Origin of the sequence: Varibaculum massiliense (assembly GCF_900106855.1) — a bacterium.
Lineage (GTDB): Bacteria > Actinomycetota > Actinomycetes > Actinomycetales > Actinomycetaceae > Varibaculum > Varibaculum massiliense.
In genome coordinates this window covers 1149356-1174460 of record NZ_FNWI01000004.1, presented here as the reverse complement: position 1 = coordinate 1174460, position 25105 = coordinate 1149356, and the positions used below count along the sequence as shown (strand labels likewise).

22 protein-coding genes are annotated in these 25105 nt (G+C 53.4%); 9 read left to right on the top strand and 13 right to left on the bottom strand.

From position 1 onward, the window contains the following. Window positions 1-102 precede the first annotated feature (102 nt). The 6 genes from BQ5456_RS05300 to hemB all read right to left on the bottom strand — a co-directional run bounded on the left by BQ5456_RS05300 (window position 103) and on the right by hemB (window position 6773). On the bottom strand, window positions 103-735 hold the full coding sequence (locus tag BQ5456_RS05300) for an ABC transporter ATP-binding protein (protein ID WP_071129081.1): 633 nt from the start codon (window positions 733-735) through the stop codon (window positions 103-105). 8 nt (window positions 736-743) lie between these two features. Beyond that, the gene (locus BQ5456_RS05295) at window positions 744-1958 is read right to left on the bottom strand and encodes an ABC transporter permease (protein WP_083378378.1); all 1215 of its coding nucleotides are present in this window, start codon (window positions 1956-1958) and stop codon (window positions 744-746) included. After that, window positions 1955-3253 (bottom strand): FtsX-like permease family protein, encoded by a 1299-nt coding sequence (locus tag BQ5456_RS05290; protein WP_235858534.1) that lies wholly within the window; start codon window positions 3251-3253, stop codon window positions 1955-1957. The genes BQ5456_RS05295 and BQ5456_RS05290 overlap by 4 nt, the downstream gene beginning before the upstream one ends. 276 nt (window positions 3254-3529) lie before the next feature. Continuing rightward, window positions 3530-4048: a DUF4870 domain-containing protein gene (locus tag BQ5456_RS10485; RefSeq protein WP_205407858.1), complete on the bottom strand. Its 519-nt coding sequence runs from the start codon at window positions 4046-4048 to the stop codon at window positions 3530-3532. Window positions 4049-4155: 107 nt separating this feature from the next. Next, on the bottom strand, window positions 4156-5769 hold the full coding sequence (locus BQ5456_RS05280; RefSeq protein ID WP_071129079.1) for a ribonuclease H-like domain-containing protein: 1614 nt from the start codon (window positions 5767-5769) through the stop codon (window positions 4156-4158). 8 nt (window positions 5770-5777) lie between these two features. Continuing rightward, window positions 5778-6773: a porphobilinogen synthase gene (gene hemB / locus BQ5456_RS05275; protein WP_083378377.1), complete on the bottom strand. Its 996-nt coding sequence runs from the start codon at window positions 6771-6773 to the stop codon at window positions 5778-5780. A 190-nt stretch (window positions 6774-6963) separates the two neighbouring features. Here hemB and BQ5456_RS05270 point away from each other — a divergent pair, with 190 nt between their 5' ends. Then, the gene (locus BQ5456_RS05270) at window positions 6964-8103 is read left to right on the top strand and encodes a sensor histidine kinase (protein WP_071129078.1); all 1140 of its coding nucleotides are present in this window, start codon (window positions 6964-6966) and stop codon (window positions 8101-8103) included. Window positions 8104-8142: 39 nt separating this feature from the next. On the opposite strand, the gene BQ5456_RS05265 is transcribed toward BQ5456_RS05270, so the two are convergent. After that, on the bottom strand, window positions 8143-8793 hold the full coding sequence (locus BQ5456_RS05265; protein ID WP_071129077.1) for a response regulator transcription factor: 651 nt from the start codon (window positions 8791-8793) through the stop codon (window positions 8143-8145). A gap of 234 nt (window positions 8794-9027) precedes the next feature. Here BQ5456_RS05265 and BQ5456_RS05260 point away from each other — a divergent pair, with 234 nt between their 5' ends. Genes BQ5456_RS05260 through BQ5456_RS05250 form a run of 3 tightly spaced genes read left to right on the top strand, consistent with a single transcriptional unit; the run spans window position 9028 to window position 11318 of the window. After that, complete coding sequence (locus BQ5456_RS05260; protein ID WP_071129076.1) at window positions 9028-10284, top strand: amidase domain-containing protein; 1257 nt, start codon at window positions 9028-9030, stop codon at window positions 10282-10284. After that, a complete protein-coding gene (locus tag BQ5456_RS05255; RefSeq protein WP_071129075.1) occupies window positions 10281-11075 on the top strand; it encodes a hypothetical protein in 795 nt (264 codons plus the stop codon). The genes BQ5456_RS05260 and BQ5456_RS05255 overlap by 4 nt, the downstream gene beginning before the upstream one ends. 39 nt (window positions 11076-11114) lie before the next feature. After that, entirely contained in the window at window positions 11115-11318 is a 204-nt protein-coding gene (locus BQ5456_RS05250) for a hypothetical protein (protein WP_071129074.1), read from the top strand. A gap of 103 nt (window positions 11319-11421) precedes the next feature. Here BQ5456_RS05250 and glnA read toward each other — a convergent pair whose 3' ends face one another. The 4 genes from glnA to hemC all read right to left on the bottom strand — a co-directional run bounded on the left by glnA (window position 11422) and on the right by hemC (window position 17530). Beyond that, a complete protein-coding gene (glnA, locus tag BQ5456_RS05245) occupies window positions 11422-12843 on the bottom strand; it encodes a type I glutamate--ammonia ligase (RefSeq protein WP_071129073.1) in 1422 nt (473 codons plus the stop codon). A gap of 333 nt (window positions 12844-13176) precedes the next feature. Then, window positions 13177-14055 carry a hypothetical protein gene (locus BQ5456_RS05240; protein WP_143037038.1) on the bottom strand — a complete coding sequence of 293 codons (879 nt, stop codon included), beginning with the start codon at window positions 14053-14055 and terminating at the stop codon, window positions 13177-13179. 127 nt (window positions 14056-14182) lie between these two features. Continuing rightward, window positions 14183-14935, bottom strand: a complete 753-nt coding sequence (locus BQ5456_RS05235) for a uroporphyrinogen-III synthase (RefSeq protein WP_071129071.1) — start codon at window positions 14933-14935, stop codon at window positions 14183-14185. A 36-nt stretch (window positions 14936-14971) separates the two neighbouring features. Further along, window positions 14972-17530: a hydroxymethylbilane synthase gene (gene hemC, locus BQ5456_RS10680; RefSeq protein ID WP_083378375.1), complete on the bottom strand. Its 2559-nt coding sequence runs from the start codon at window positions 17528-17530 to the stop codon at window positions 14972-14974. A gap of 238 nt (window positions 17531-17768) precedes the next feature. Here hemC and BQ5456_RS05225 point away from each other — a divergent pair, with 238 nt between their 5' ends. Then, window positions 17769-18212 (top strand): hypothetical protein, encoded by a 444-nt coding sequence (locus BQ5456_RS05225; RefSeq protein WP_071129070.1) that lies wholly within the window; start codon window positions 17769-17771, stop codon window positions 18210-18212. Between the two features lie 3 nt (window positions 18213-18215). Here BQ5456_RS05225 and hemE read toward each other — a convergent pair whose 3' ends face one another. Then, on the bottom strand, window positions 18216-19250 hold the full coding sequence (gene hemE, locus BQ5456_RS05220) for a uroporphyrinogen decarboxylase (protein WP_071129069.1): 1035 nt from the start codon (window positions 19248-19250) through the stop codon (window positions 18216-18218). A 215-nt stretch (window positions 19251-19465) separates the two neighbouring features. Here hemE and BQ5456_RS05215 point away from each other — a divergent pair, with 215 nt between their 5' ends. The 4 genes from BQ5456_RS05215 (at window position 19466) to BQ5456_RS05200 (ending at window position 23606) form a co-directional block, all read left to right on the top strand. Further along, a complete protein-coding gene (locus tag BQ5456_RS05215) occupies window positions 19466-20842 on the top strand; it encodes a glutamyl-tRNA reductase (protein WP_159428765.1) in 1377 nt (458 codons plus the stop codon). Next, window positions 20839-21954, top strand: a complete 1116-nt coding sequence (locus BQ5456_RS05210) for a ferrochelatase (protein WP_235858533.1) — start codon at window positions 20839-20841, stop codon at window positions 21952-21954. Before BQ5456_RS05215 ends, BQ5456_RS05210 begins: the two co-directional genes overlap by 4 nt. A 19-nt stretch (window positions 21955-21973) precedes the next feature. Continuing rightward, a complete protein-coding gene (hemQ, locus tag BQ5456_RS05205; RefSeq protein ID WP_071129068.1) occupies window positions 21974-22714 on the top strand; it encodes a hydrogen peroxide-dependent heme synthase in 741 nt (246 codons plus the stop codon). A 205-nt stretch (window positions 22715-22919) separates the two neighbouring features. Further along, entirely contained in the window at window positions 22920-23606 is a 687-nt protein-coding gene (locus BQ5456_RS05200) for a Crp/Fnr family transcriptional regulator (protein ID WP_083378373.1), read from the top strand. 202 nt (window positions 23607-23808) lie between these two features. Here BQ5456_RS05200 and BQ5456_RS05195 read toward each other — a convergent pair whose 3' ends face one another. Continuing rightward, window positions 23809-25002: a hypothetical protein gene (locus tag BQ5456_RS05195; RefSeq protein ID WP_071129066.1), complete on the bottom strand. Its 1194-nt coding sequence runs from the start codon at window positions 25000-25002 to the stop codon at window positions 23809-23811. Between the last annotated feature and the right edge of the window lie 103 nt (window positions 25003-25105).

Below are 25105 nucleotides of genomic sequence, written 5' to 3'. Positions count from 1 at the left end.
TGGCAGTTCGCATTTATCAAGGTTCGCCTATAAGCGCAGCAAGGTGCTGGCGTGAGCATTTCCTTGCATTGCTCGGCACGCCAGCACTTGACTATTGGCAAACTATGCCGCGACTAGTTTGCGGCGATTTAGCCGTAAAGTTACGTCGGCGCTGCGGGCGAGTTGGCGCGAATGGGTCACCACAATAACGCATTTATCCTGTTCATGCGCAGCTCGCTGCAAAATCTCGATTACTTCGCGGGCGGTATCCTCATCCAGGTTCCCGGTAGGTTCATCCGCCAAAATAATCGGAGCCCCCGACACTAGCGCCCTCCCGATAGCTACCCGCTGTTGCTGACCCCCCGAAAGCGCCATGACGCTGCGCCGCGCCTCCTTTTCAGACAGCCCCAGCTGGGTCAAAGTATCGATCCCGGCTTTCCCGTTCACCAGCCGCAAGTTCTCCAGCGGCGTTAAATAATCAATCAAGTTATAGTTTTGGAAAACCAGCGAAATCTGCTTCTTGCGGTGCTGGGCATAGCCAGTTTCCGCGATATCGGTACCATCAAAGCGCACCGCCCCGGAAGTGGGTTTATCTAATCCGGCCAGCAGGTTCAACAAGGTGGATTTGCCGGCTCCCGAAGCACCTACAATCGCATAAAATTTCCCAATCTCGAAGTCGGTGCACACGTCCGATAGAATCTGGGTGCTGGTTCCCGGATACACATATTCAAGGTGGTCTAACTGCAAAATACTCATAATCTTTCCTAACTTATTTTGGCGAGAATAGCTCGCGGGGTTTGACGAAGCAGGGGAACGGTCGCTAACAGTAGCGCCGCAAAAGTAATCACATATCCGAGGACGAGGGCGGCCAGGATACTCCCGGCGCTCCCGCTCGCAGACAGGGCAGATAGGGAGGGACTGGCGGACTTGGCAAATACCAGGGAAGATACCTTACCTGACAGCAGGAATCCCAGGACCGCTCCGATAACGCTACCGACTAGCGCCAAGAAAGCGCTCTCCAAGGCAAGTTGCCCCAAAATATTCGCCTTAGTTTTTCCTACCGCCAGCAGCACCCCGATTTCGCGGGTGCGTCCACGGATCCAAAAGATCATAATCAGGGCGAGGGCGGCTAGTCCGGCTCCCCCCACTCCCACGGCCAGCGCGGTGAGCAGCTTATTTACCCCCGACAGGGTTGCCAGCACCCCCGCAAATTGGGCGGCATTAGATTCGAAACTGAGCTGCGAATCCGCCTGTTTGGCCGCTCGTAACGCGGCAGGTAGCGCGTTCGCGTCCTCGGTAAAGTACCTAGCGGTGGTCAGTTCTTTCCCGCCCAGGCGCTGACTGCTAGCCAGATCCGTGAAAATCTGATTCTCCGAAGCCCCGGCAGGTAGTCCTCCCGGATTTTCGGTTTTTCCGCTGAAAAGCCCCACTACCGGCACTCTGACTGCATTTCCGTTAGCGCTCAGGCGCAACTGGCTGCCAACATGCAACCCGTTACGCTGGGCAAACTCGCGGTGAATCAGCGCGCCCTGCCCTCTTGGAGCCAGGTGTTTGCCGTCCTCTAGCCGATACAGCCTCCCCATAAAAGACGGATGCAGCTGGCTATTAGTAGTCCCGATAATTCCGGCGTCCCCGGCAAACTCGGCATCAAGTTGTACCCCGGAAGTACTGGCTACCAGCTGCGCGCCCTCGGGTTTAGCTAGAGTTTCTTTTTCGAAAGCCGAGCGTTTTACCTGTGGCAAGGCGCTCAGCTTTTCTGCTTGCGCTAAAGAGATAGTGCCGCTATTGCTGTGAGCAGTGAAGCCCGCGTTTACTCCGGAGTTAATCGCCTCGGAAATCCCGGCCACCTGCGCGCGCACCCCTGACTGGGAAATCAGCGCGGTAAACACCACCGTCATAATCAGCGTGAGCAGGATCGCGCGGCGCGGGCGGCGGCTTAGCGAATACCAGGCGCGCCGCCAAATACTAAGCGACCTCATTTGATATCCACCAAGAGGGCGCGCGGGGGGCGACGTAGCATCGGGAACGATGCCGCCAAGACGCAAAGCAGTCCTACCAGCAAAGTTAATAACACAGCAGTTACCACTGAGGGGGTAGATAGAGACACTGCTAGAGCATCCAGGGTTTTAGTAGCGGCCGAAGATTCCATATCGGCGCCTGCCTGCCCTGTCTGAGCCAATTCTTGCATTAGCGAACTATTCACCGAGGCTAGAGCGGAATTACCCAGCCATTGAGCGACTGCGCCAGAGATAAAGAACGCCAGCACAAACGCAGGAATTGCGGTAATCACCAGTTCACACAGGTATTGCGCGAAAATACTGACCTTGGAAGTACCAACGGAAAGCAGCACCCCGGTTTCCTTCTTGCGTTCATTCATCCACAGGAACAGCACCAGCGTTAAAATCAGTAACGCAAACCCGAAAGCGACCATTTTAGTAGTGCTCATCAGGGAATTTATCCCGCTCAGGGCTCCGGTGATTCCTGCTAAATACTGGGTGGCGGGCGAGAGTTGGTAGTTGCGCCAATCAATCTTGAGGGAGCCTGCCTTCTTTTCAACCTGCTCTAAATCCTTTTCGGAAGCGACGAAAAAGTTAGCGTCCTGATAGATCTCGTTGTCTTTACCCATCTGGTAGAGGGCGCGGGTGGTGTCCAAATCCGTGTAAACGGTATTTGCAAACAGCTCGCTGCGCTGAGCTGCCTGCCTGGTATTGGATCCGCGCACCAGCCCCACGATTTCCGTTTCGGTTTCCGCAGTGGACTGCCGCATATTATCTACGTCATAGGGGTTGCCTTTTAGTTTCAGCTTGCTGCCGAGTTTCAGGCCATTAGCTTTCGCTAAATCTTCGTGGATAATCGCCTTGTGGTGATCGCTGGGCCGTAAATGCCTCCCCGCCACCAGGGTTAATGCTCCAGAACGAAAGTTATTGTCGATATCGGTGCGGTTGACTCCCCACACGTTTACCGCATTACCAAACTGGGCTTCTTTCTTTTCGTCGTAATCATTGGTTCCCAGCTTCTGGGTCTGGGCGCCAACCAGATCGGCAGTCACGTTTTGCCGAGCCACATAGGTTTTAACCTCAGGTAGCTTCGCGATTTGGGCGATATCTGCGGGTTTAACAGTTCCGGCTCCTCGCGGGGTTCCTTGGTTGAACTGGGGATTATTTCCCAGGACGAAACCGGCACCCGCCTTGGCTTCTACCTTTGCGCTCTCGCGGGCACTCGCCCTCTCGATGGCATCCGCCGACATCAAAACGGTAGCCACCAAAGTGAGCACCGCGAATACAACAATAGTTTTAACTGGTTTCCTGACGACGTATCGCCATGCTCTTCCCGCGAAGGACAAGTTCCGATCCTTTCAAAACAACCCAAGCACAACTTAGGTAACCCAAATAAACAAAAGTTAGCTTTTCGGGCAAGGCTGGAAGAAACCTGAGTCTAGGACAGTAAAATTCTGGAAAGGCGAAAAATGGAAGGGGAAAAATCCGCTTACCAGGGATATTGTTTCGCAAGTATGTTAGGTCACAAAGACTTAGTAGCGGTTCCCAGGAAGTTAGTCGAGAAGATTAATCCCAAACGGGTAGCGGTAAAGCTCGTTGTTGGAGGCTTTTAAAGCACCTTTAATCGAGTACAGCAAAGTCATCACGAAAACCACAATAAACGCGATGATGGACACCGGAATCAAAATGATAGTGAAACAAAGTATCCAAGCCACTACGGAGGTGATAGTCATCGCCAGGTTAAAGTTAAAGGCACCCGCGGCGGCGTTACGCACAAATCGGCTTTTATCTTTATAAATAAACCAAACGACGAGGGGACCGACAAAGGTGAGCCAGCCGGCCGAAACCACCATAGCAATCACTGCCGCTAAATGAGCCAGGATTGCCATAGTGCGCTCGTCTGTCGTGACAGCATTAGAAGCATTTAGGTGGGGAAGGTTCGGCAGGGGCGCCGAATATGAGGAGCCACTTGGGGGAGCATACTGTGGGTAAGAAGGATTGGGGGATTCAGTATGTCCCCCAGGATACTGCTGGTTGCTGAAGTTGTCTGCTTGAGGTTGATTATTACTCATGTTTTCATTTTCCCATGCGAGTACAGGCAGCAACAGTAGAGCTAGCAATAATTTTTCTACAGCGAAAAGCGCAGGTGAAAGTGGAGCGGGTGGGGCTAGCGCGTAGCTTATTTGGCAGCAAGGTCGGCAGGAGTTAGGTTGACTCTGAGGCGCGGTTGGCGGCGCTGAGCGATTAACCAGTGATGCAAAAGTACCGTTGAGCAGCAGTCATACTCGTTATAGAGGGCGAGGAGACGCAGCTGCTCTGCGTCCTCAGCGCTAAGCTCTGCTCCCGGATCGAGGGCGCCTGCTCGCGACAGCTCGTCATAGACGATTACCGAATCGGCGCCGTTATCCAGGTCGGTAGAGCGCATCCAAGATCCCATATAGAACGGTTCCATCTCTTTCAGGGAATATCCGCCTTGACCGGTGCGAATAGCTGATTGCACCACTTGCTGCAAATCCCTCATCGGCCCGTCGCTGGTTAGCAAGTCGCGCACCTCGCCCTTCAGTAGACCGTGGCGAGAAGATAGACGTTGCAGGTAGAGGCGTTCTTGCGGGGAATAATGGTAGATATGCATTTGCGGGAACCGCTGGAACCGTTGGCGCAAGAAATCCAGTAAGTCAATCAGCAGCTGGCGTTCTTGGGCGCGATTATGCGCCCAAAAGCTCCGATATTTTCCGCCGATGCGCGTTGATAGTTCCCCCACTTCCTCCGCCACGTTTGTGCTATCTGCTGCCAGTAGCGCTTCTTGACCGCGAATAGGTAGCGCCGGGGTTAAAGATTTTTGCTCGCCCCAAGAATCTTCATCACAGCAGACCAGCCCGCCCAGGTAAATCAGCCCGGTGTGATCTTTTAGGGTCCAGCCCCACAGGGAGTCGTTCTCAAAATCCAAATACACGTCCCCCGGATGGGGGTCGGGCAGATCCATTAGCGCGGGGGACAGGGGATTAGTTTCTAGCAGCAATTCTCCTGGATGTTGTCCCACCTGCAACTGGGCTTGCCGGATTAGTTCCGGGCTATATCCACTAGGAGGATGGGCAGCGAAACCGCTGGCAGTGAAGATATTTTCTGCCCGCAGCTCCCGGCGCAGACCGGGACCGACCCCGCTGATCAGCAGGGGATCATCATAGCGCGCCAAAGCCCAACGGCAGTGCGAACAGGCACCGCAAACCGTGTCGAGGGCGCGCCAAGCCTCCCCGGGGGTAGCGGCAAGTAAATCCTGGTCACCTGCTAATTCCCGTGCCTGGTCAGCGATGGGTTCCCACAGCTCTTCCAGTTCGTCCAGAGGAAAATCTACGGTCTTGCCATCCGCCAAGAGAATCTGGGCGTAAGGGGTGAGTTTTGCCGCTAAAGCGGGAAAATCTGCGTTTAGTAATCGCTGATTAGCTACAGCTAGATGGGCGTAACCAGCCAAGAGATTTACCGAGTCTTGGCGGGCATGGGCGGAAAAGCGCGCCATTTGCAGCACCCAAGCAGCGTCCTTGTAAACCAAGAACGGCAGAGTTCCGGTCAAATCTGCACTGGTTAAGGTGAGGTTGGTTTGGAAAACTCTCCCGGCTGCCCGATATTTCGCCGCTAGTTTTTCATCCTCGGCGCTAGTTAAATCCCCAATGTAGCGGTGAAAAACATCGGGGGATTCCAGCTGAGTATTGTCAGTGAGGTAGCACCAAAGCCGCCACTGACAGTTAGCGGCATGCGCCACCTCGGAGACTGCAAGCAGACGGGAAGAATCAGGCATTGACTAGGCTAGTTGGCTCGCTGTGCGTACTCTAGCGCCCAATAGGTGAGCACCGTATCGGCTCCGGCACGCACAATCGCGTGCAAAGATTCGTCAATGGCGCGCTCGCGGTCAATCCAACCATTAGCGGCTGCTGCCTCTAACATGGCGTATTCCCCGCTGACCTGGTAGGCCGCGACTGGAACCGGCGACATTTCTGCCACATCGGCCAGCACATCCAGATAGTAACCGGCAGGTTTGACCATCACCATATCGGCGCCCTCGGTTAAATCTAGCTGGGTTTCAAACATGCCCTCCCGGCGGTTACGGGGATCTTGCTGGTAAGAGCGACGATCACCCTCCAGCGAGCAGGCCACTGCATCCCGGAAAGGACCGAAGAAAGCGGAGGCGTATTTCGCGGAGTAAGCCAAAATCACGGTGTCGGTGAATCCGGCGTCATCAAGCGCCTCGCGAATCACCGCGATTTGACCATCCATCATCCCGGAAGGTGCCACTATATGGGCTCCGGCCCGCGCTTGGCTGAGTGCCATTTTCGCATATAGCGGCAAAGTGGCGTCATTATCGACTTGACCGTCGGCGGTGACCACCCCGCAATGTCCGTGGCTAGTGAACTCATCCAGACAAGTGTCTGCCCCCACCACCAGGTCGTTTCCTACTTCTTCGCGCACGGCGCGGATGCCGCGATTTAAAATTCCATTCGGATCCCAGGCGGGACTGCCTTGCGCGTCCTTGTCGGCGGTATTGGGAATCCCGAATAGCATAATCCCGCCTACGCCAGCTTGCACACACTCGGCGGCCAGTTCGCGTATCGACTCGACTGTATACTGGAAAACCCCTGGTAGAGAAGGAATCTCTATCGCTTCCTCAATCCCGTCTCGCACAAACGCGGGCAACATTAGCTGGGCGGGACTGACTCGGGTTTCCGCGATCAGGTTGCGCATCGCGGGGAAAGAGCGCAGGCGGCGAGGACGAATAGTTGGTTTCAGCAAAAGGTCATCTGTCATTTTTTCTCCTAGGTATCTGCAATGATTTTAACCCACCTGCCTGCCGCTTTCCGAAAGAGCGCTCGCAGCGTTCGCTTCCACCTGCCGAATCTGGTTTTAATCTCCCAGATACTCAGAGAAAAAGCGGCGAAATATTCGGTAATAAGCCTTAATATCTCCAGCTACCGAGGGTTATAAGTATTATTTTTCTGTGGGTGCGATATTTAAGGTTCTGGGCTCGTATTTATATTTTGATCGGCAGACTCTAGGGAAGAAGTTTGCACGTAAGGTTTTATTACTGCGAGCCATCATTATTACGGTCGCGGTTTTTAACTGCCTGTTCTTACTGTATGACGGGATATTAACCCAAGAATTTGATATCGGGTATCTGCTGGCGATCGAGGCATTAGTCATGGCCTTACTGGCGATACGTTTCCCGGTTTTCTGGGTCGGTTACGCGCTGACTTCGGTCGCGTTGATTGGGGGAGATGAGATTTACTGGGCGCCGATTTTTCCCGCCTCCAATATTGCCCTCTTAGATACTTTTTCTTTTTCCCCCAAGCGCTTGGGGCTCGCAGTACTCATTCCTACGCTAATCAATGTCTTTTTCTTTTTCGTCTGGGCAAACCCGGTAGATTTTGAAGCTATAGGTGCTTTTTCGGATGTGGCCTGTTTCTCGGTTGCCGGAATCCTGATCAAAGTTTGGATGGATCGTTCTTTTCAGGTAGGACGTGACGAACAGGTAGCCCGGGAGGCGGAGCGGCGGAACCTGAATGTTCGCCTCCACGATAATGTTTTACGGCACTGCACGCATATTGCACTCGCTGCGGAACAAAGCCAGCGGGACTTGTTATCTCTAGACCAGTTTAGGAACACTGCCGCGCACGAAGCCGCAGAAATATCGCAGGCTATCCGCGCCCTCATCAATTCGGAAAAAACCTTGCCGGAAAAGGCAGAGATGGTGACCCAGAGTTTAGCGGAGGTGCTTTCCAGCTCAGTCACCCGGCTTAAAGAGCAGGGGTTCCAGGTTTTCTATCAGTGTGAAAAAACCGGAGAAATTGAGTGTTCCCGGCAGCAACAGAGCACAGTTACACAAGTAGTGGCAGAACTTTTTGAAAATATTTTCCGTTACGGCGATCCCCAGTATCCAGTAAGTGTCAATGCGCGGATTTCTGAAAATAGCTTCCGCCTAGAAACCAAGAATCAGATCCGGGGCAGGACAGTGGATTCTTCGAAGATGGGGTTAGGGCTGGCCAGTAAACGGATGCTGGAGATCGGCGGCCTGCTCACCTATGGTAAACGCGCTGACCAGTGGCAGAACCTATTACAGCTTGAGGTTGGTAGCGACTAGGTAGACTTCAGCTATTGTCGCGTCCTCGTTACCCCAAGCTTAGGGAAGGTTATTTGGGTAGCTGACTGCTCCGTCTTGCACCAGGACAGCCACTGCGGCTGTTCGCGAGGAAGTATGGGTTTTTTCTAGCAAAACGGTTACGGTTTCTTTCACCGTGGACAGGGAGTAACTCATTTTTTCCGCGATCTCCCGGTTAGACATTCCCTGCAAAATCAGCTTCGAAACTGCTTGTTCGCGCTGGCTAAGAGCAATTTGAGAGGGGGCAGGGATACTTTGGAACAATCCCTGTACTACCGCGTGGGAGACCACCACGGAGTCTTGCATGATTACCGAGAGGAAACTGGGTAAGTCTTTTAAAACATCGGCTTTATTTAGGAATCCCCGCGCACCTGCGAGCAGAGCGGTGCGGGCTACATCTGCCACTTCCAGGCTAGAAATAATCACCACTTTTTGCTGCGGGTTTTGCTGGGTGATCTGCTTGCAGATTACGTCCCCGGTGGTCTCTCCCAAGAGGTAATCCAATAACACCAGGTCTACGGAATCGCGGTGACAGTATTCCCGGGCTTGTTCAGGATTGGAGGTTGCCCAGGAGACCGCACAATTGGGGGTACTATTCAAAATCGCTGCCAATGCTTGCAGTGCAAAAGGATCGTCATCAACCAACCCGATAGTGATTTCTTGTTCGCTCACGGCCACCTCCTCGTTGTTTTTTAGAATATACGTTTCGACGCCACTATAGCTGCAAACCAGCCGGCAGCAAGCACCCCGGTGAAAAATGTAACCACCGAGTAGCCACCCGGATATTAATCCTGGCCACCTGGCGCTAATATCCAGCCACTTGACCATTGAATTAGCCAGTTGACCTTCGGAAACATGGAAGTGTAGCTATCAAAGATTGACTGAATTCAAGAAAGGAAACATGAAATGAACAAGTTTTTGCGACGTTCAGTTTTAGTGCTTCTAGGGATTGCTTTTCCCTTGGGGATGAGTTCTTTATCGTATGCCTCCCCGGTAAATTCCCCGGAGGGGTCTGAAAGTGAAACTGGAAGCAGCGTTGAGGCCTCGGATCCTAATGGTTCCAGTGATCATTTGTTCGATTCCTCAGCTGAGTTGCCTAAGCCAGGTAATAATGATTCGAGTACTAATGCGGAAGGCTCTACGCAAGGAAACGTTAATAGTTCAGCCTCCCCGTATGCACTGGAACCCTTCACTACAGAGCCGGGGATGCATGGAAAAACAGAAATTAATAAAGTGTCGGTCAAGTTTAGGGCGCCTGAAAAGATCTATAATCTTGCCCTTTATGACGAGTTTGTAGATGAAGCATCCGCGTGGAATCTGATGCTGCGGGATTATCAGCCAGAGATTACCTGGTTGCAAAAAGATGCGAAACTGCCTCCTTTGTCCAAATCTACGGTTAGTGAATGGGTTGACGCTTCCGATGCATCGTTGGTAAGTGCAGATCCCAGTCTGAAGATGAGTGAACTCAATTGGTATCTTTTTGGATTTAAAGCCCATAGCTGTAACCAGGAAATTGTTAGAAATTTAGAAAAGGCGGTTGCAGGATTAAATCAGGGTATCCCCCGCGAGAAGAATTCGGCTCTCGATGAAGCAAACGGCTTGTTAAGTATGGAGGGTGATAACAATCTTTTTGATGCCTCATACGGAATGCACGCTCCTGAACTTGAAACCCGGGCAGCTTTTAACGTCAAGGCGGCTAACGCTTATGCCACGAAATGGCGTAATTCACCTAATCCTGCTTACATTTATTTTTCTGGTAACGATTGCGCTAATTTTGCTTCTCAGATTAAACGAGCAGGAGGTTCGGCAATGACCAAGGGTTGGTTCTACCGCTCACGGAATAACTATAGGAGAAACATTAGTGAATCCTGGCGAATTGCCACCAGTTTTGCCAAGTACTGGGGCTTAACGAATAGAACTACAAGTTTGGCTACTTTTGCATCTAGGGTTCATGTAGGTAGCTTCGTTGGGATATCGAACGTCCGAGGACAAGTTTCACACATAGGTTACGTTCACATCGTGAGCTCCCAAAAGACAAAGTACCATAACACTTGGTATCGCTTATTCGGCATTACCCAGCACACAAAAAACTATGCTGGCTGGGTTCGCCCAGGCTATAAAGGGGCAGGGTGGCTATCTCAAAAAGGATGGGTTACGCAGTGAAATTAACCAAGAAGGTGGGGGCGGTTGTTTTAGCTTGCGTTTTGACGTGCATAACTTCAGTCGGGGTGGGGTACCTGTGGGGTAGTCATGCCCAGGAACATGCCGCCGTGAAAGATGTAGCAGATCTGCCCATGTATAGCTGGTGTTCACTTTCTACCTTGCGAGATGCGACTGATGCCGGCTATGGGGTAGAGGGAAGCGAAAATCAGTGCTATCAACCAGTAGTTGGCACTATGGAGTTTCAGAAAAAACACTATAAAGTCTTGCTGTATCCGGAATATCTCAACAAAGATAAGGCTTTCGAGGCTTTCAGTACCATGTATAAACCCTGGATTGATAACATCCAGAAAAAGCTACGTTTACCTGCCTTCAAACCGGAAAATTTCTCCGCCTGGAGGAATTCCGGCAATAAACAAAACAGATACCTGAACTCGCTCGATGACTTATCAGCCATGCGGTTTTCAAAAGAACTCAATATTATTCGAGAGTTCCTCGAAGGCTATCAGGCAGCGGAAACCAATGCGCAACTGCGTAAAAGTCTAGACGAGTTCGATAAACTCGCCATTCCATATTTTAAAGAGGGTGCTCCTGATCAACTTGCCATCGCGAAGGAAGAAGCATCCGATGAAGATGAGGAAGTCAAGATGATAAGAAGAAATAGATACGAAGAAAAAGCAGGTGAGCTTTGTACTGCATTAGCCAGAACCAGGGAAAGTTATCGGCCAGAAATATCTAAACAGTACGATAATAAATCTCTAGAAAAACTACTTATGGCCGACGGCGTTTGCTAGAGTAACCAAAGCTGTGGGCAGCATGAAAGGAACGGCGGGATGCTGAAAGTTTTTGCCTGGATATTCACTATCCTATGTGCAGTGTTGGCGGCTGTAGGGGCGCTGATTCTTTATGTGATTGACACTGACAGCAGTTTCCCTTTTGGCGGCGGAATCATGGTGATGGCCGCCCCGATTTTCGGGGTGATTGGCTGCGTATTGTGGGGAGTGGAAATCACTAAAACCAAACGCGACCAAAAGTAATAGTTCTGATAGTAAAAATCCGCCCCCGCGGCATCGGAAATCCTTTGGGTAAAGCCATTATTTTTCCGAGGACGCGGGGGCGGGATTTATTTAGCAAACAGACCTAAATGTCGTAGTAAAGCTGGAATTCATAAGGATGCACCACCTGCCGCAGCGGGGCGACCTCATTTTGTTCCTTGTAGTTAATCCAAGTCTCCAGCAAGTCCGGGGTAAATACCTCGCCCTCAGTCAAGAAGTCCTGGTCGGCGCGGAGTGCCTCTAAAGCGGCATCCAGGGAACAAGGCAGTTTCGGAATGTCATGATATTCGGCCGGTGGCAGCTCATAGAGATCCTTATCGATGGGAGCTGGCGGCTCTAGCCGGTTTTGAATCCCGTCAATCCCCGCCATCAGGCAAGCCGCAAAAGACAGATAAGGATTCGCGCTGGGGTCAGGAACCCGGTACTCCACCCGTTTAGCTTTCGGAGAAGTACCAGTCACCGGAATCCGGATGCAGGCAGAACGGTTACGCGCCGAATACACCAGGTTAATCGGAGCCTCAAAACCGGGAACCAGACGCCGGTAAGAGTTAACCGAAGGGTTGGTGAACGCCAGCAGCGCCGGCGCGTGTTGCAGCAAGCCCCCAATAAAGTAACGAGCCAGGTCAGAGAGGGAACCGTAACCGGTTTCGTCATAGAACAGCGGCTCGCCCTCTTTCCAAAGCGAAAAATGGGAGTGCATCCCCGAGCCGTTATCGCCCGCCATGGGTTTCGGCATAAAGGTGGCGGTAACTCCTGCTTCCTGCGCGGCGTTCTTAATCAGGTACTTGAACTTCATCATGTCGTCGCCCGCCGCCATCAGCGAGTTGAAACGATAGTTGATCTCGTGTTGCCCCCCGGAGCCGACCTCGTGGTGGGAGCGCTCTACCTTTAACCCGGAGTCACTGAGCAGTTTCACCATGTAATCACGCAGGTCACAGAACTTATCGGAAGGTGCTACCGGGAAATATCCCCCCTTTAAAGGCGTCTTATAGGCGAGGTTTCCGCCCTCTTCTTGCCGACCGGTGTTCCAGTAGCCTTCCATAGAATCCAGTTTCACGAAAGTGTCATAAGGCTGGGTTTGGTAACGCACCGAATCGAAAAGATAAAACTCGGCTTCGGCACCAATAAAGCAGGTATCGGCGATTCCCGTAGAGCGCAGATAGGCTTCGGCTTTAGCGGCCACCTGGCGCGGATCGCGCGGGAAAGGTGCATCGGTGAAAGGATCCACAATAGAACAGTTAATCGCCAGAGTGGGGCAGACCCGGAACGGATCCACATAGGCATCAGATACATCGGCTATCAGTTTCATATCCGATTTCTCTATCGAGGTGAAACCGCGAATCGAGGAACCATCGAACATCAACCCGTTTTCCAGGGCATCCGCAAACTGGTCAGCGGGAATCGTGAAATGCTGACTGGTGCCTATTAGGTCGCAAAAACGGATATCAATCAGCTCAATATCCTGGTCAGCAACAAATTTGAGGGCTTCTTCGTGGGAGTTAAACAATCGTTCCTCCTTGGGTAAACCGTGCGGCTTTCGGATAAGAAAACTAAAAAAAGCATACCGCGCCGAGGCTCTTTAGCGAGATTCCCGCCCAAAAGCGTGAATAGTTTCGCAGATATTTCCCGAGGGCGCGGTGCGGATTCCCTAGGGTTGTTGTCGCTTTCTCTAGCTGCGATGTTCAAAATATTGGCAGGACAGCGCGGATTGACAATCACAAGTACCGCAATCCGAGGCTAGTATCCACATTTTTTATGTGGAGCAGTTGCCGAGGAGGTAGCTGCAGGCAACTACGGAAATCAGTAGCTGTTACCTGCCGAAATGGGTAGTCAGCAATCCCTACTTGCCGATATCTTTCAGTTTGACGTTCCTCAGATCAAAGTCGAACTTGATGTCTTTACCCGAAAAGTCTACGTTCTTGAGGACGAAAGATTTATTCAATTCCATAGGAATTTCTTCCTTTTCCATTCCCATATCAGCAGGATTTAGCTTTTGTCCCAGGAACTCGTCACTACCGTTAATCAGTAATTTTTCCGGGGTCATGAAAATCTTTCCTGATTCTCCCGGCTTTCCGGGTTTAAACTGCATACTCATCACGACCTGGAACCTTAGTCCGTCCTCATTACCCTCGGCAGTGATCTTGTTCCCTTCACGTTTCATGGTTACGTCGGGGGCCGCCATCAGTTTTTCTAGCTCTTCTCCAGGCACGCTAAAAGATAAATTCCCTTTTTCAATCAGGGGATTGTCACCGCCTGTGAGTCCGAAGATTTCGAGCTTAAAATCTTTTATCTTTTGTGGTCCGTCATTTTTCTTATCTGTTTTCTGCTTGCCAAAAGATCCTTGTTTAAATTCTCCTTCAGCGGCAGTAACCTTCGCGTGCCGGTAATAGTCTTTAAAATAGCTAATCAGCATGGGAGAGGAATCTATCTCCGTCTGCACCTTAGAAAAGCCTTCACTGGTGAAACTTTCTTTGAGATTATCCTCTTGGGTTCTGGCAACTACCGCATTAGCGATAAACAGTCCGATCAGGGCGACAACCAGCACCGCCACAATCACGATGGTGACAATCAAACCAGTCTTACGCTTCTGGGGAGGTACAGCCGGCGGCATGGGTGAGGCGGACATTTGCGGGTTCACCGGCGAAAATTGGGAGCTTTGAGGTATCGGGGAACCTTGGGTAACGGGGTTTTCACTATTAGGTTGGGGTGTATAACTCATGCTTTATTTTAACAGTTGTGGTCTAGCTAACGCCGCTAGTTAAGGTGTTTTCTGAATACGTTACCCAACGGTTTATAAACGTTAACCAAAATTTCACACCTAAACTGTCAGCTGCTTCAATCCGCAGTTATCGTTCGAGGCAGGAACGTAGCGCCGTAGCCAGCCCGTCTGCATCCGGAGTCTTAGCTACCGCGGCAACTGCTAACCCTAACTCTCTTGCCACCTGGGCAGAAGGCTCGCCGATGCAAATTAGGTGAGGGAGGGCGCGGGCAAGGTCAGCGAAATCGGAACTAAACACCCCGAAATCAGCGAGGGCGCGCAGGTTAGAACCAGAAGTAACCGCCACCGCATCGGCGCGAAAATATTCCTCCGGACAGGTTGAAACCGGAGCCATCGTGTAGAGGGGACAGGTATCGACCTGGTAACCCAGTTCGCTTAAAGCTGCCGGCAACTCGGGTTTACTGAGGGCAGATCCCGGCAAAAATACCCGGCCAGGGGAGGGCTCATCCGGAATTAAGTCCGCAAAGCGGCGTGCCAAATCGGTGGCGTTGCCACCCGCCTGCAAAGTGACATTCCAACCGGCCTTGCTCGCGGCCTCGGCACTAGCCTTACCCACCGCGGCTACCTGCGGAAAGGTAGTTAAAGACGGTTCGGTAGCCAAAAGTTGCTGCAAGTACTTGACGGTGCGGGCAGAAGTAATAATCACCCAGCTATATTCCCCGCGCTGTAATCGCTGCCGACAGACGGGAAGTTGCGGAGGCGAAACCGGGCGCGAACGGGTAACCGGAGCGCCAATTACTCGGCACGCAGGCAATTCCGCCTGTAAATTTTTTGTAAGCGGGCGCGTAGCCGCGGCAGTCAGTGCCACTGTAAACGTCATCGTCGCCCTCCGAAAATAGTTTCCCGTTGCCGGTTCTTAGCCGCGCGCCTTAGCAGCGCCCAGGTCGGCGAGCTCGCCGCCGCCTGCCTCCAAGAGGGCGCGCGCCACGCTCTCACCGAGTTCGCGTGCCTGGTCAAGCATCTCGGCAAAAGTTTTCTCCGGATCCGCCTGCAAGGAATCACTGATGCGCACCTCGCGGGTGCCATCCAGGGAAATAATCGCGGCAGTCAGAGTGAGTATCCCTCGCTCCATCTGCGCAAACGCCCCCACGGGTGCGGCGCACCCGGCGTTTAGCTCCGCTAAAACCGCCCGTTCCGCCGTAGAGGTAAGCGCAGTTGCCAGGTCGTTAACTTCTTCCAGGGCAGCCGCTAAATCGGGGTGAGCGTCCAGCGCCGCCTCCGATGCCTCCACCGCCAGTGCCCCCTGCGCCGGCGCTGGCAGCACCTGCTCAGGATCGAAACGCTCACTGGCGTAAGCGCCGAGTCCGATCCGATCCAAACCGGCGGCCGCCAAAATCACCGCATCCAAGTCGTGCGCGCCCTGCGAGATTTTGTCGCGCGTCTCCCGGCCATCAGTGAAATCGGCCTGCGGAGCGCTAATACCTTTTACTCTGCCCAGGCGGGTAGGAACATTTCCGCGAATATCCACAATCTTCAGGTCAGGACGCAAAGCCAGGATTTGGGCGGCGCGGCGCGGGGAACCAGTCCCCACGTTGGCGCCTGGCGGCAAAGTTTCCAAAGTTACACCGGGAGCGGCGCACAGAGCGTCCCGGGCATCAGCGCGGCTCGGAATCGCCGCAACTTTTAGACCCGGCGCCGGCTGGGTAGGTAAATCTTTAAAGGAATGCACTGCTAAATGGCAGTTTCCCTCCAGGAGCGCCAGGCGTAGTTGCGCGGCAAATACGCCCACTCCTCCTAGTTTTTGTAAAGAGGCGCGGGAAATATCGCCGGCGGTGCGCACTTGCCGCAGCTGCACATTTAACCCGTGTTTACGCAAAGCGCTAGCCACGGTTTCTGATTGGGTAACTGCTAGGCGAGAGGCGCGAGTACCCAAAACTAAAGCATCGTCCTCCGCCTCGTTAATCCAGCCGGTACCGCGCAATTTAATAGTTTGCGCCTGGCGCACTACTGCGGCAATCCCGGAACCGGCAACCCAGGAGCCCGCCAGCTCCAGACCGGGGTAAGCGCGCACATCTTCCAGTAGCTTGGCGGTCATTTCCCGATGCTTGGGGGTGAAGGGCGGCAGGGAGCCATCCCAGTGAATAATCATTGAACCCAGCAGCTGATCCGGGGAAATCTGAACCCCTAGTAGCCGGGAAGCATCCTGCAATGCCCCCTCAACCGATACTGGAATCTCCGGTCCATTCGCCCAACCATAAGACACGCGGAGCAGATGGCGACCTTTACCGGCAGCTTCCTCCGCCCACGGCCATTTAGAAGTGTAGTGGGTGATCGCTTTCGCCCCCACGCAACCATTTTCAATATCTTCACTGCTCGGACGCTGGACTAACATTCCCGAACCACGCGGATGAGCATCTAAGGCCGGGCAGTCCACAAACAGAGTTACGTGCGCGATGGGCCCGCCCTGCGGGAGCTCACCGACTGCAATACCCGGTACTTTGCTAAGCATCGGCGCCGCTAAATAGCCTGGTAGTGCTACTACTACCTGCGGCACGGTGACGGTGACCGCCTCTCCGATATTTATAGGGCTCGCCCCCGGGGTTGGCCCCGATTTAGTGTTAGAAACCGTTACCTTCCAGCCTGCTGAGCCGGGCTGATCCGATCCCCCGGCAACGGATCCGGCAGCGGCGTCAGGTTCATTTGCAACCGGTGCCAGGTCGAGGGCGCGCACATGGGGCAAAATCAGCCCCCCGCCCTCTTCAATACGCTGCGCTAAGGTTTCTACCAGGCGGAACATTCCTCCCTCAGGGGCAAGTACCGCCGGTTTACCCGGCTTCAGTCCGCGCAAAGCTGCGACTGCCTTCACCAGGGAACCGTGTTCTTTGAGTGCCGGGCGCAGACCGCGCAAGGTGGTGTCGGCGTTTAAGCGGTCGGTGCTGGCAGAGTGGATTCCCCCGGCCACGGGCGCGACTACTTTCTCTAAAACTGCCTGACCTAAGCGGGCAGTTACCAGACCGGAGACGGTGGCTTCTTCTGCCCCCACCTCCGGACCCATAGTTAAGTCCTGGCGGGCGCGCTCCATTTCTGCTTCGCTAAGCGCCCCCACAATCCCGGGATCATCCAGGCTGGCAGGAATCCCCAACATTCCGTGGGGAATCGGAAGGGCACCCTCGGGAATGCCTGCACGTTCATGGTGGAAAATCCAAGATTTACCGCGGGGAGCGACCAGCGGCAAATCTAGTTCGCCGCACAAATCTTTAACTTCTTGCGCCCCTGCCGCGAAAGCCTCAGCGCCAATATCGAAGGTGAAGTCCCCGAAACGTCCCGAGCAGATTAGGCCGCCGGGGCGTCCTCGTTCCTCGATCAGCGCCACCCGCGCGCCCTGTTTTTGCAGAGTATAGGCGCTGGTTAATCCAGCCAGCCCCCCTCCGATAACCAGAACATCATAATCGGCTAATCCAGCTAGGTCGTGCATTGCATCTCCGATATCGTGGGTTGCTACTTAATAAAACTAGCTTAGCGGTAGGTCAGACACCAGTAGGTAATAGTCAGAATGCTTGCCCCAAGAACTGGAACAATAAAATATCTTAATGAATAAACAAATAAATCATATGGAAAGTAAAAAATTACTATTGACATCAAGCCAAAAAAAATAGAATGTAGACATATATTCGCGGAGCTTGCAGCGTTGATCCGAGGTTGGAGGGTTAAAAATGAAAAACTCTACTGCGAAGTGGGTGGTCGCCTTTAGCGCAGCGGCCAGCGTATTAGTCATACTTTCAGCGGTTGCCGAATACTTTTTGGTTGGCGAACTATCGGAAGAAGTGGGATTTAAAGACGGTACTATTTGGGGCATCGTGGGGTGGATAATTTTACTACCCCTGGTATTAGCCTGCATTTTCACCTTTAATTTTGCCCGCAACAGTATTTCTCAAAAGCAAAGCAGCCTTGCGGTCACTAAATATCTGCGCACTCTGGAAGTTACCTTTTGGATTTGTGCAGCGCTATTTCTGGTAGTCCCCGGCATCTATTGTGTGGTACACGATATTGGCCAGGCAGCTATCATCCTCGGTCAGCTAGTGTCCTTTGTGATGTTTGGGTTGTTGGCGTTGGTTTTTCGCCTGTTGCGAGGGTTTATCCAGGTTAATCGGGTTTAGCGTTTAACGCGATTCATGTACCTGGTCGACGATTTCTTGTAAAACCGCCGGGTCAGCGTTCGGGGGTACCCCGTGTCCCAGGTTGACGATATGGGTGGCGGCTTTCTTGCCTTCCGCTAAAACCTGATTGACGTGGTCGCGGCGCACCTGAGCAGAGGCAAACAAAATCGCAGGATCGATATTTCCTTGCACCGCAAAGCGGTCGCCGGGGCCGTGTTCGATTAACTTTACGGCTTCGCCGAGGGGCAGTCGCCAGTCTACCCCGATGCATTCGGCGCCTACGTCACGCATTAAATCCAGCAAGGAGGCGGCCCCCACCCCGAAGTGAATCACCGGTACCCCGTGGGCATGGGCGGAATCAATAACCACCCGGGAATGCTCTGAGCAGTAGGTTTGATAGTCAGCGCGCGAAAGGTCGCCCACCCAGGAATCAAAAACTTGGGCAGTGCGCGCCCCGCCGGCAATTTGGGCGGCAATGAAAGCCGCTGACATATCGGCGCACCAGCGGGCGAGCCGGTTCCAGGCATCCGGATAGGAATGCATAAAAGCCCGCGCTTCCAGGTGATTTTTCGAGCGGGTTTTCCCAATTAGATAGGACGCCAAAGTGAAAGGCGCAGCCGCAAAAGCAATCAGGGGAGTTTCACCCAGCTCGGAGCAGGCAATCTGGGCAGCTTCGGTAATACAATCCGGATCAAAACCTTTGTGGCTGGTGAGGCGGTCAACGTCCTGAGGCTCCAGGATAGGCTCGGCAAAAACCGGGCCTTTACCGGGAACAATCTCTACCTCTAAGCCCGCCAGATAAAGCGGGGTAACAATATCGGAAAAGAAAATCGCGGCGTCCACCCCGTAGCGGCGAACCGGTTGCAGGGTGATTTCGGCAGCCAGGTCAGGGGTGGTGCAGGCGGTGAGCATATCGTTATCAGAGCGCAGGCGGCGATACTCCGGCAGGGAACGCCCGGCTTGGCGCATAAACCAAACCGGAGTTTTCTCGGGGCGCAGGCCGCGAACTGCTTTTAGAAAAGAATTTTGCTCAGACATATTTCCATCATCGCCGGCATTTTCGGCTGGCGCAAGCAAGTGCAGCAAACGGCGGAAGGCGGGCTATTACCCGGGACCGGGAAACCGGAAAGAAGGTTTTTCTGACACATTTTCCGCATCTGTCTGTTGCGAAAAACGATGTTTCTTAGTGACACTCTGGCAGATTATTTTTCCTTGCTAATCCTCTGGACTGCGAAAATAGAAAAAATTGGGGCGTGACTAGGGGTAAACTGGGCGGTTCTTTTAGAAAAATAAAAACATGGTCTAATGAGCCCGTGGGTCTTTCTTCCTATTCGGTACATCATCTCCGGCACGGGCTTAGCGCCGTGGCGGCAGCTGCTAGTACCACCGAGGGGCTTCCTCAAGATCTACTCCAGCGCCTACCCGAGGTGTTGGGAGTTATGCCCCTTTCGACCTGCAACCGGGTAGAAATCATTATCGAAACCGCGCCTTCGCTCTCCGATGAGCAACAAGCTGGGGTAGATCGCTATATCCAATCCCGACTCGGCACCGTCTGTGAAATCCGCCGTGACCGCCAGGTATTGGAACATTTATTCCGGGTAGCCTGCGGACTGGACTCCATGGTGGTGGGAGAGCGGGAAATCTCTGGTCAGTTGCGCCGTGCCCTGAAAGTTGCCACCCAGCAACGCGTATCCTCGGCAACTATCACCCGCGCCTGCCAAGGAGCGCTCAGTACTTCCCGTCGGGTTGCGCAGCTAACCGGAATCGCCTCCCAGGGGCGTTCGGTAGTGGCTTGCGCCCTAGAGATGGCGACCACCCGCATAAATCCTCTGGCAGGTACCCCTACGCTTTTGATTGGCACCGGCTCCTATGCAGGAGCAGCAGTGGCGGCCCTACGCGCCAAAGGAGTCCAAGATATCGCGGTTTATTCTACTTCTGGGCGAGCTGAGCGTTTCGCCTCTGGGCATGACTTGCAACCGGTTGCCAAAGATCAGCTGGTGGCGGCTTTAGAAGCTGCGACTTTGATTGTTGCCTGCCGTGGCATGGGCTCGCCGGTACTGACCAAAGAGGAAGTGCAGCGAGCTTTAGCGCTATCAAGCGGCGAAAAAACCATTCTGGATTTGGCCTTACAAACCGATATCGAGGACGGGATAGCCGATTTAGAGCGGGTGCGGGTAATCGACCTAGAAGAAATTAGCGCCCACGTACCTGAAGCGGGGAAAGCACAGGTAAAACGGGCAGAAGAAATCGTGACCGAGGGAGTAGAGGAAGCCGAAGCGCTGCTCGCGGATCGACAGATGGATTCGGTAGTGGTGGCGCTGCGCGATAGTTTCCGCCAGGTGCTGGCCGATGAGGTCGCCCGCCTGCCGAAAGGGGAAAGCATTCCCCGCGAAGAAGTCGAATACGCGCTGCGACATCTGGCGGCGCGCCTGGCACATATCCCCACTATCAACGCCCACCGCGCCGGACGCGAGGGCATGGGGCGTGAATACGTAAACGCCCTCCAGCAAGTGTGGGGATTAGATTTGGATATTCCAGCGGGATCGGGAGATACAGAACCTGCCTGTCCGGTAACCGGCTTGAGCGTTGATGATTTGAAACAGGAAACCCCCGGTAAGGAGGGACAGTGAGTCAGGTTCTTTCCCAATACGATGCGGTGATGGTGGTCAGTTATGGCGGACCGCGACAAATGGAGGACGTGTTGCCGTTTATGCGCAACGCTACTTCCGGGCGGGGAGTTCCCGATGAACGCTTGAAACAGGTTTCCACTCACTACGGACGTTTCCACGGAATTAGCCCCATAAATGCTCGTAACCTGGAAATCCGCCGCGCCCTCGAGTTAGAGCTCAGCCGGCGCGGAGACGAAATCGAAGTCGTGATCGGTAACCGCAACTGGCACCCCTTTATTCACGACACCCTTTGTGACTTAGCGATGCGGGGGCTTACCCGGGTACTCTGTATTTTCACCTCCGCCTATGTTTGCTATTCGGGATGCCGACAGTACCGAGAAGACTTAGCCGCTGCGAAAGCCCAGCTGCAAGCCCAGGATTTATCGTTGGAACTGGACAAAGTGCGCGCCTACTACACTACCGAAGGCTTCGTGAGCGCCTATACGAAACGCCTGGTAAATGCGGTGCGCACTATGGAAGAAAGTACTGGACGGATTCCTTACGTAGCGTTCGTGACCCATTCGATTCCCCGCGCCATGCAGGAATGTTCCGGTCCTACCGATCACTCCCGCCCTGATTATCACCGACAGCACCAGCAAGTATGTGCCGAGGTGGTGGCGCGAGCCATTAAAGAACTAGGGCGCGAGCTGCCTTGGGATTTGTCCTTCTGCTCCCGCTCGGGGCCACCCCAAATGCCCTGGCTAGAGCCCGATATTAATGACCGGTTGACGCAGCTGAAAGCAGCGGGAATAACCGACGTTGCCTGTGTACCTATCGGGTTTATCTGCGATCATATGGAAGTGGTCTATGACCTGGATACTGAGGCCAAAGAAACCGCAGCCCAGCTGGGGCTTAATTATTTACGGGTGCCCACGGTGGGCACTGATTCCGATTTTATAGGAGCACTCGCGGACTTGGTGACCGAGCGCGCGGGGGAAAAGGCCGGTGGCGAGGTCGTCTACGCCCCAGATGCCCTGGAACCGCGGTGGCCGGCATGGGCTCCGCCAGGAGATTCCCGGGTCAGCAAACACGGCGCTGACCTGCCAGTAGAGTTTGAAATAAAACAAAATTAGAAAGCCAAAGGAGAAAATTATGGCTCATCCGATGCCCAATGATGTGTCCCCCGATCCTCGCGATCATAAGGTGGATCCGGACGAAGTAAATGCGCGCAATAACTTTTCTATGCACGCGGTTTTCGAGCTGGCCTTGCCGCTACCTGCCGAGGAGGCAGAGCGGGCAGCCATGGCACGCGAACTAGAGGAAACCATCTCCGAATTGGGAGTAACGGTGCGTGGCTGGTATGACGTTGCCGGATACCGCGCCGACGCGGATCTGATGTTCTGGTTCCTGGATGAATCCAATGACAAACTGCAAGATGCCTATCACGCGGTGTTGAATTCCCGCCTGGGAGCTCACCTGGTGCCGGTGTGGTCAATTATGAGCGCTCACATGACTGCTGAGTTTAATAAACCGCATCTGCCGGCCTGTTTCGGGGGTTGGGCCCCGCGTGCCTATGCGGCGGTTTATCCCTTTGTGCGTTCCCTGGAGTGGTATTACCTGCCGAAGGCTAAGCGCAGCGCTATGCTCGCTGAACATGGTCGCAATGGTGCCGGCTACCTGGATGTAGCGGTTTCCACCTTGGCGACTTTCGCGCTTAACGATTACGAATGGTCAGTGACCTTGGAGTCCGATGATATTAATCGAGTAATGGGGGTACTGCGCCAGCAGCGTGATTGTGAAGCTCGCCTGCATGTACGTCAAGACACTCCCTTCTATACCGGCAAGCGAATGGAACTATCCGAGTGGGTGCAGCGCCAGACCATCGCCCAGTAAACTGTTTTTAAGAACATTTAGAAACTGCTTTTCCTGCCTATTTAATCTGTTAATAAGGATTGAAGTCCCAGGTGTGGCAGGTATTTTAGAGAAAAGAAAACTTTTTTCTCGGCACGCCGTTTCTCAGGTGGCATAAGTCACAGCAAGCGGGTACTGTTATATCGGTATGTACTGTTTTATCGGTATCAAGAGTTTTGTGTAAGGAGTGATTGGTTTGGATTCGTCCTTTATAGCTAGAATTCCCCTATTTGAGGGGCTTGACCAGGAAGCACAGATGCGTCTGTTCTCAATGATGGGGCAAACCACGTTGCGACGTGGGGAAAACCTATTTGAAGAGGGCGATGATGGCGATCGCTTGTACATCGTGGCCGAGGGGAAAATAAAACTTTCCCATCAGTCCGTAGATGGGCGCGAGAATCTGCTGGCAGTGCTAGGTCCCGGGGAAATTCTGGGTGAGCTCACCCTTTTTGATCCCGGTCAGCGTTCCACTACCGCTACTGCGGTTTCCCCTGCCCGCTTGGTTTTCTTAAACCATTCAGATTTGATGGCGTTCCTGGAGGATAACCCCTCTTTGGCGAAGCACATGTTGAAAGCCCTAGCGAAACGCTTACGGCGCACCAATGGCACGCTCGCGGATTTGGTGTTCTCGGATGTACCCGGCAGGGTAGCCAAAGCGCTACTGGATCTGGCCGATCGTTTCGGGATTCGCACCGAGGACGGAATTCACGTACCTCACGATCTCACCCAGGAAGAACTAGCTCAGCTGGTGGGGGCATCGCGCGAAACCGTAAACAAGTCCTTGGCCGAGTTTGTATCCCGTGGATGGATTAGGCTCGAAGGGCGGGCAGTCACCTTGATTGATGTTGACCGCTTGGCGCGGCGTGCTCGCTAGCAGCTGGGAAACATATCTAAAATCTGACGCTTAATAACGCTTGGGGGCGGCAACCATATTGGTTGCCGCCCCCAAAACATTTGCTAAAACACTTTTCTTACTGGCGCTGCCGCCCTAAAGGGAACCTGGTTGTAATCCCCCGTTTATAGGAAGGGATTACTCCTAGGTAGACAAAACACCGTGTAGGTGCGCTGGCTGTTAGCTAGTCCTCTTTATTCTTATCGCTTTCTTCTGCGGCTTTAACTTTTCGCTCAACTAAGTAGTCTTTGCGACCGGCACGCCGCGCGGTGTGTGAAAGCAAACCCATCCCTAGCAGGGCAATACCCGCAAATAGCAGCATTCCCGATCCGCCTGACCAAGCTAAGTGGTGGGCGATATTAGAGGGCAGCGCCTGATAGAAATGCTCTTGCTGTCCCGCATTATCCAAGGCGGTAAGCAGCGGTTTTAAGGCATGAGCGGTACCGGAGGGATTCACCATAAAGAATCCACCAGCCACAGTAAGTGCCAATCCAGTAACGAAAGCCCCCAGAGAAGAGAACCTGGCCACCAGAATCAGTAAGAACACTACGATTACCGCCGCTACCAGCTCTACCCATTGTCCAACATTCAAAGTGGAAGCTGGCAGGAGCATATCTTCGTTGCGGTTACTTAAACGGGTAGCCACATCAAAAATTAGGTACCAACTGAGCGGTACTAGTACCAAGAAAAGTAGTAATGACCAAATATGGGCTGCTGCCCGCGAAGGTACGGTGGGTTTAACTGTCGCGCCCTCGAAAATTGTGTCCTCGAAACTCTTTTCCCGCTCGGCAGTGGTCAGCACTTCCTCCGGTTCGGTTTCCTCTACGGAATCCCAGTGGGGAGCCTCCTCCGCGGCCGATTCTGGAATGTCTTCTGAACTGTTCAGTAAGGAATAACGCCGGTCAGCGGTACTTTCAACCTCGCTTTCAGTGAGCGTTTCAGGTTGGGGAGTATCAGTAGTATCCTCCTCAAGCTCCACGGCACGTTCGCTAAGCGACTTACGTTCTAACGGTTGGGGAGTCACATTTTCGCCCTCACTGTCCGGAGTTGCCGGTACTTCCGGGGTCGGAGTCTTAGCGACTGGCTCGGCAGCTACCTCGTCTGCCTTCCCGGCTGCTAAATCATCGTGTTTCTCGTCAGTACCAGCAATTACGCTATCTGTGTGACTGAGCTGGTCGGAGGGTAACTCTTCCTTATCCAGGGCAGGGGGAGCTGCGCTCAGCCCATCGCCCGCAATCAAAGAATCGTTGCCAGAGGAAGCAGCAGCCGCCTGCTCACCGGGGATTAAGGTATCTTCGGGAGCCTGCTCCTCATCACCTGCTTCTCCCACGAACCAGGTGCGGGTAGTGAAGTCATTATCCGGCTCGTTCTTACTCATCTGACCTCCAACGAAATCGCGTAGTCTATACAACAGCCACGATAGATTATGGGAGCGGTTTTCAGCGCAAACCGCGCCGCGCTACCTAGAAATAGCCGTGTCA

Coding starts and splice junctions, on each gene's coding strand:
- BQ5456_RS05300 (WP_071129081.1), bottom strand. CDS start 735: ATGAGTATTTTGCAGTTAGACCACCTTGAATATGTGTATCCGGGAACC.
- BQ5456_RS05295 (WP_083378378.1), bottom strand. CDS start 1,958: ATGAGGTCGCTTAGTATTTGGCGGCGCGCCTGGTATTCGCTAAGCCGC.
- BQ5456_RS10485 (WP_205407858.1), bottom strand. CDS start 4,048: ATGAGTAATAATCAACCTCAAGCAGACAACTTCAGCAACCAGCAGTAT.
- BQ5456_RS05280 (WP_071129079.1), bottom strand. CDS start 5,769: ATGCCTGATTCTTCCCGTCTGCTTGCAGTCTCCGAGGTGGCGCATGCC.
- hemB (WP_083378377.1), bottom strand. CDS start 6,773: ATGACAGATGACCTTTTGCTGAAACCAACTATTCGTCCTCGCCGCCTG.
- BQ5456_RS05260 (WP_071129076.1), top strand. CDS start 9,028: ATGAACAAGTTTTTGCGACGTTCAGTTTTAGTGCTTCTAGGGATTGCT.
- BQ5456_RS05250 (WP_071129074.1), top strand. CDS start 11,115: ATGCTGAAAGTTTTTGCCTGGATATTCACTATCCTATGTGCAGTGTTG.
- BQ5456_RS05240 (WP_143037038.1), bottom strand. CDS start 14,055: ATGAGTTATACACCCCAACCTAATAGTGAAAACCCCGTTACCCAAGGT.
- BQ5456_RS05235 (WP_071129071.1), bottom strand. CDS start 14,935: ATGACGTTTACAGTGGCACTGACTGCCGCGGCTACGCGCCCGCTTACA.
- hemC (WP_083378375.1), bottom strand. CDS start 17,530: ATGCACGACCTAGCTGGATTAGCCGATTATGATGTTCTGGTTATCGGA.
- BQ5456_RS05225 (WP_071129070.1), top strand. CDS start 17,769: ATGAAAAACTCTACTGCGAAGTGGGTGGTCGCCTTTAGCGCAGCGGCC.
- hemE (WP_071129069.1), bottom strand. CDS start 19,250: ATGTCTGAGCAAAATTCTTTTCTAAAAGCAGTTCGCGGCCTGCGCCCC.
- hemQ (WP_071129068.1), top strand. CDS start 21,974: ATGGCTCATCCGATGCCCAATGATGTGTCCCCCGATCCTCGCGATCAT.
- BQ5456_RS05195 (WP_071129066.1), bottom strand. CDS start 25,002: ATGAGTAAGAACGAGCCGGATAATGACTTCACTACCCGCACCTGGTTC.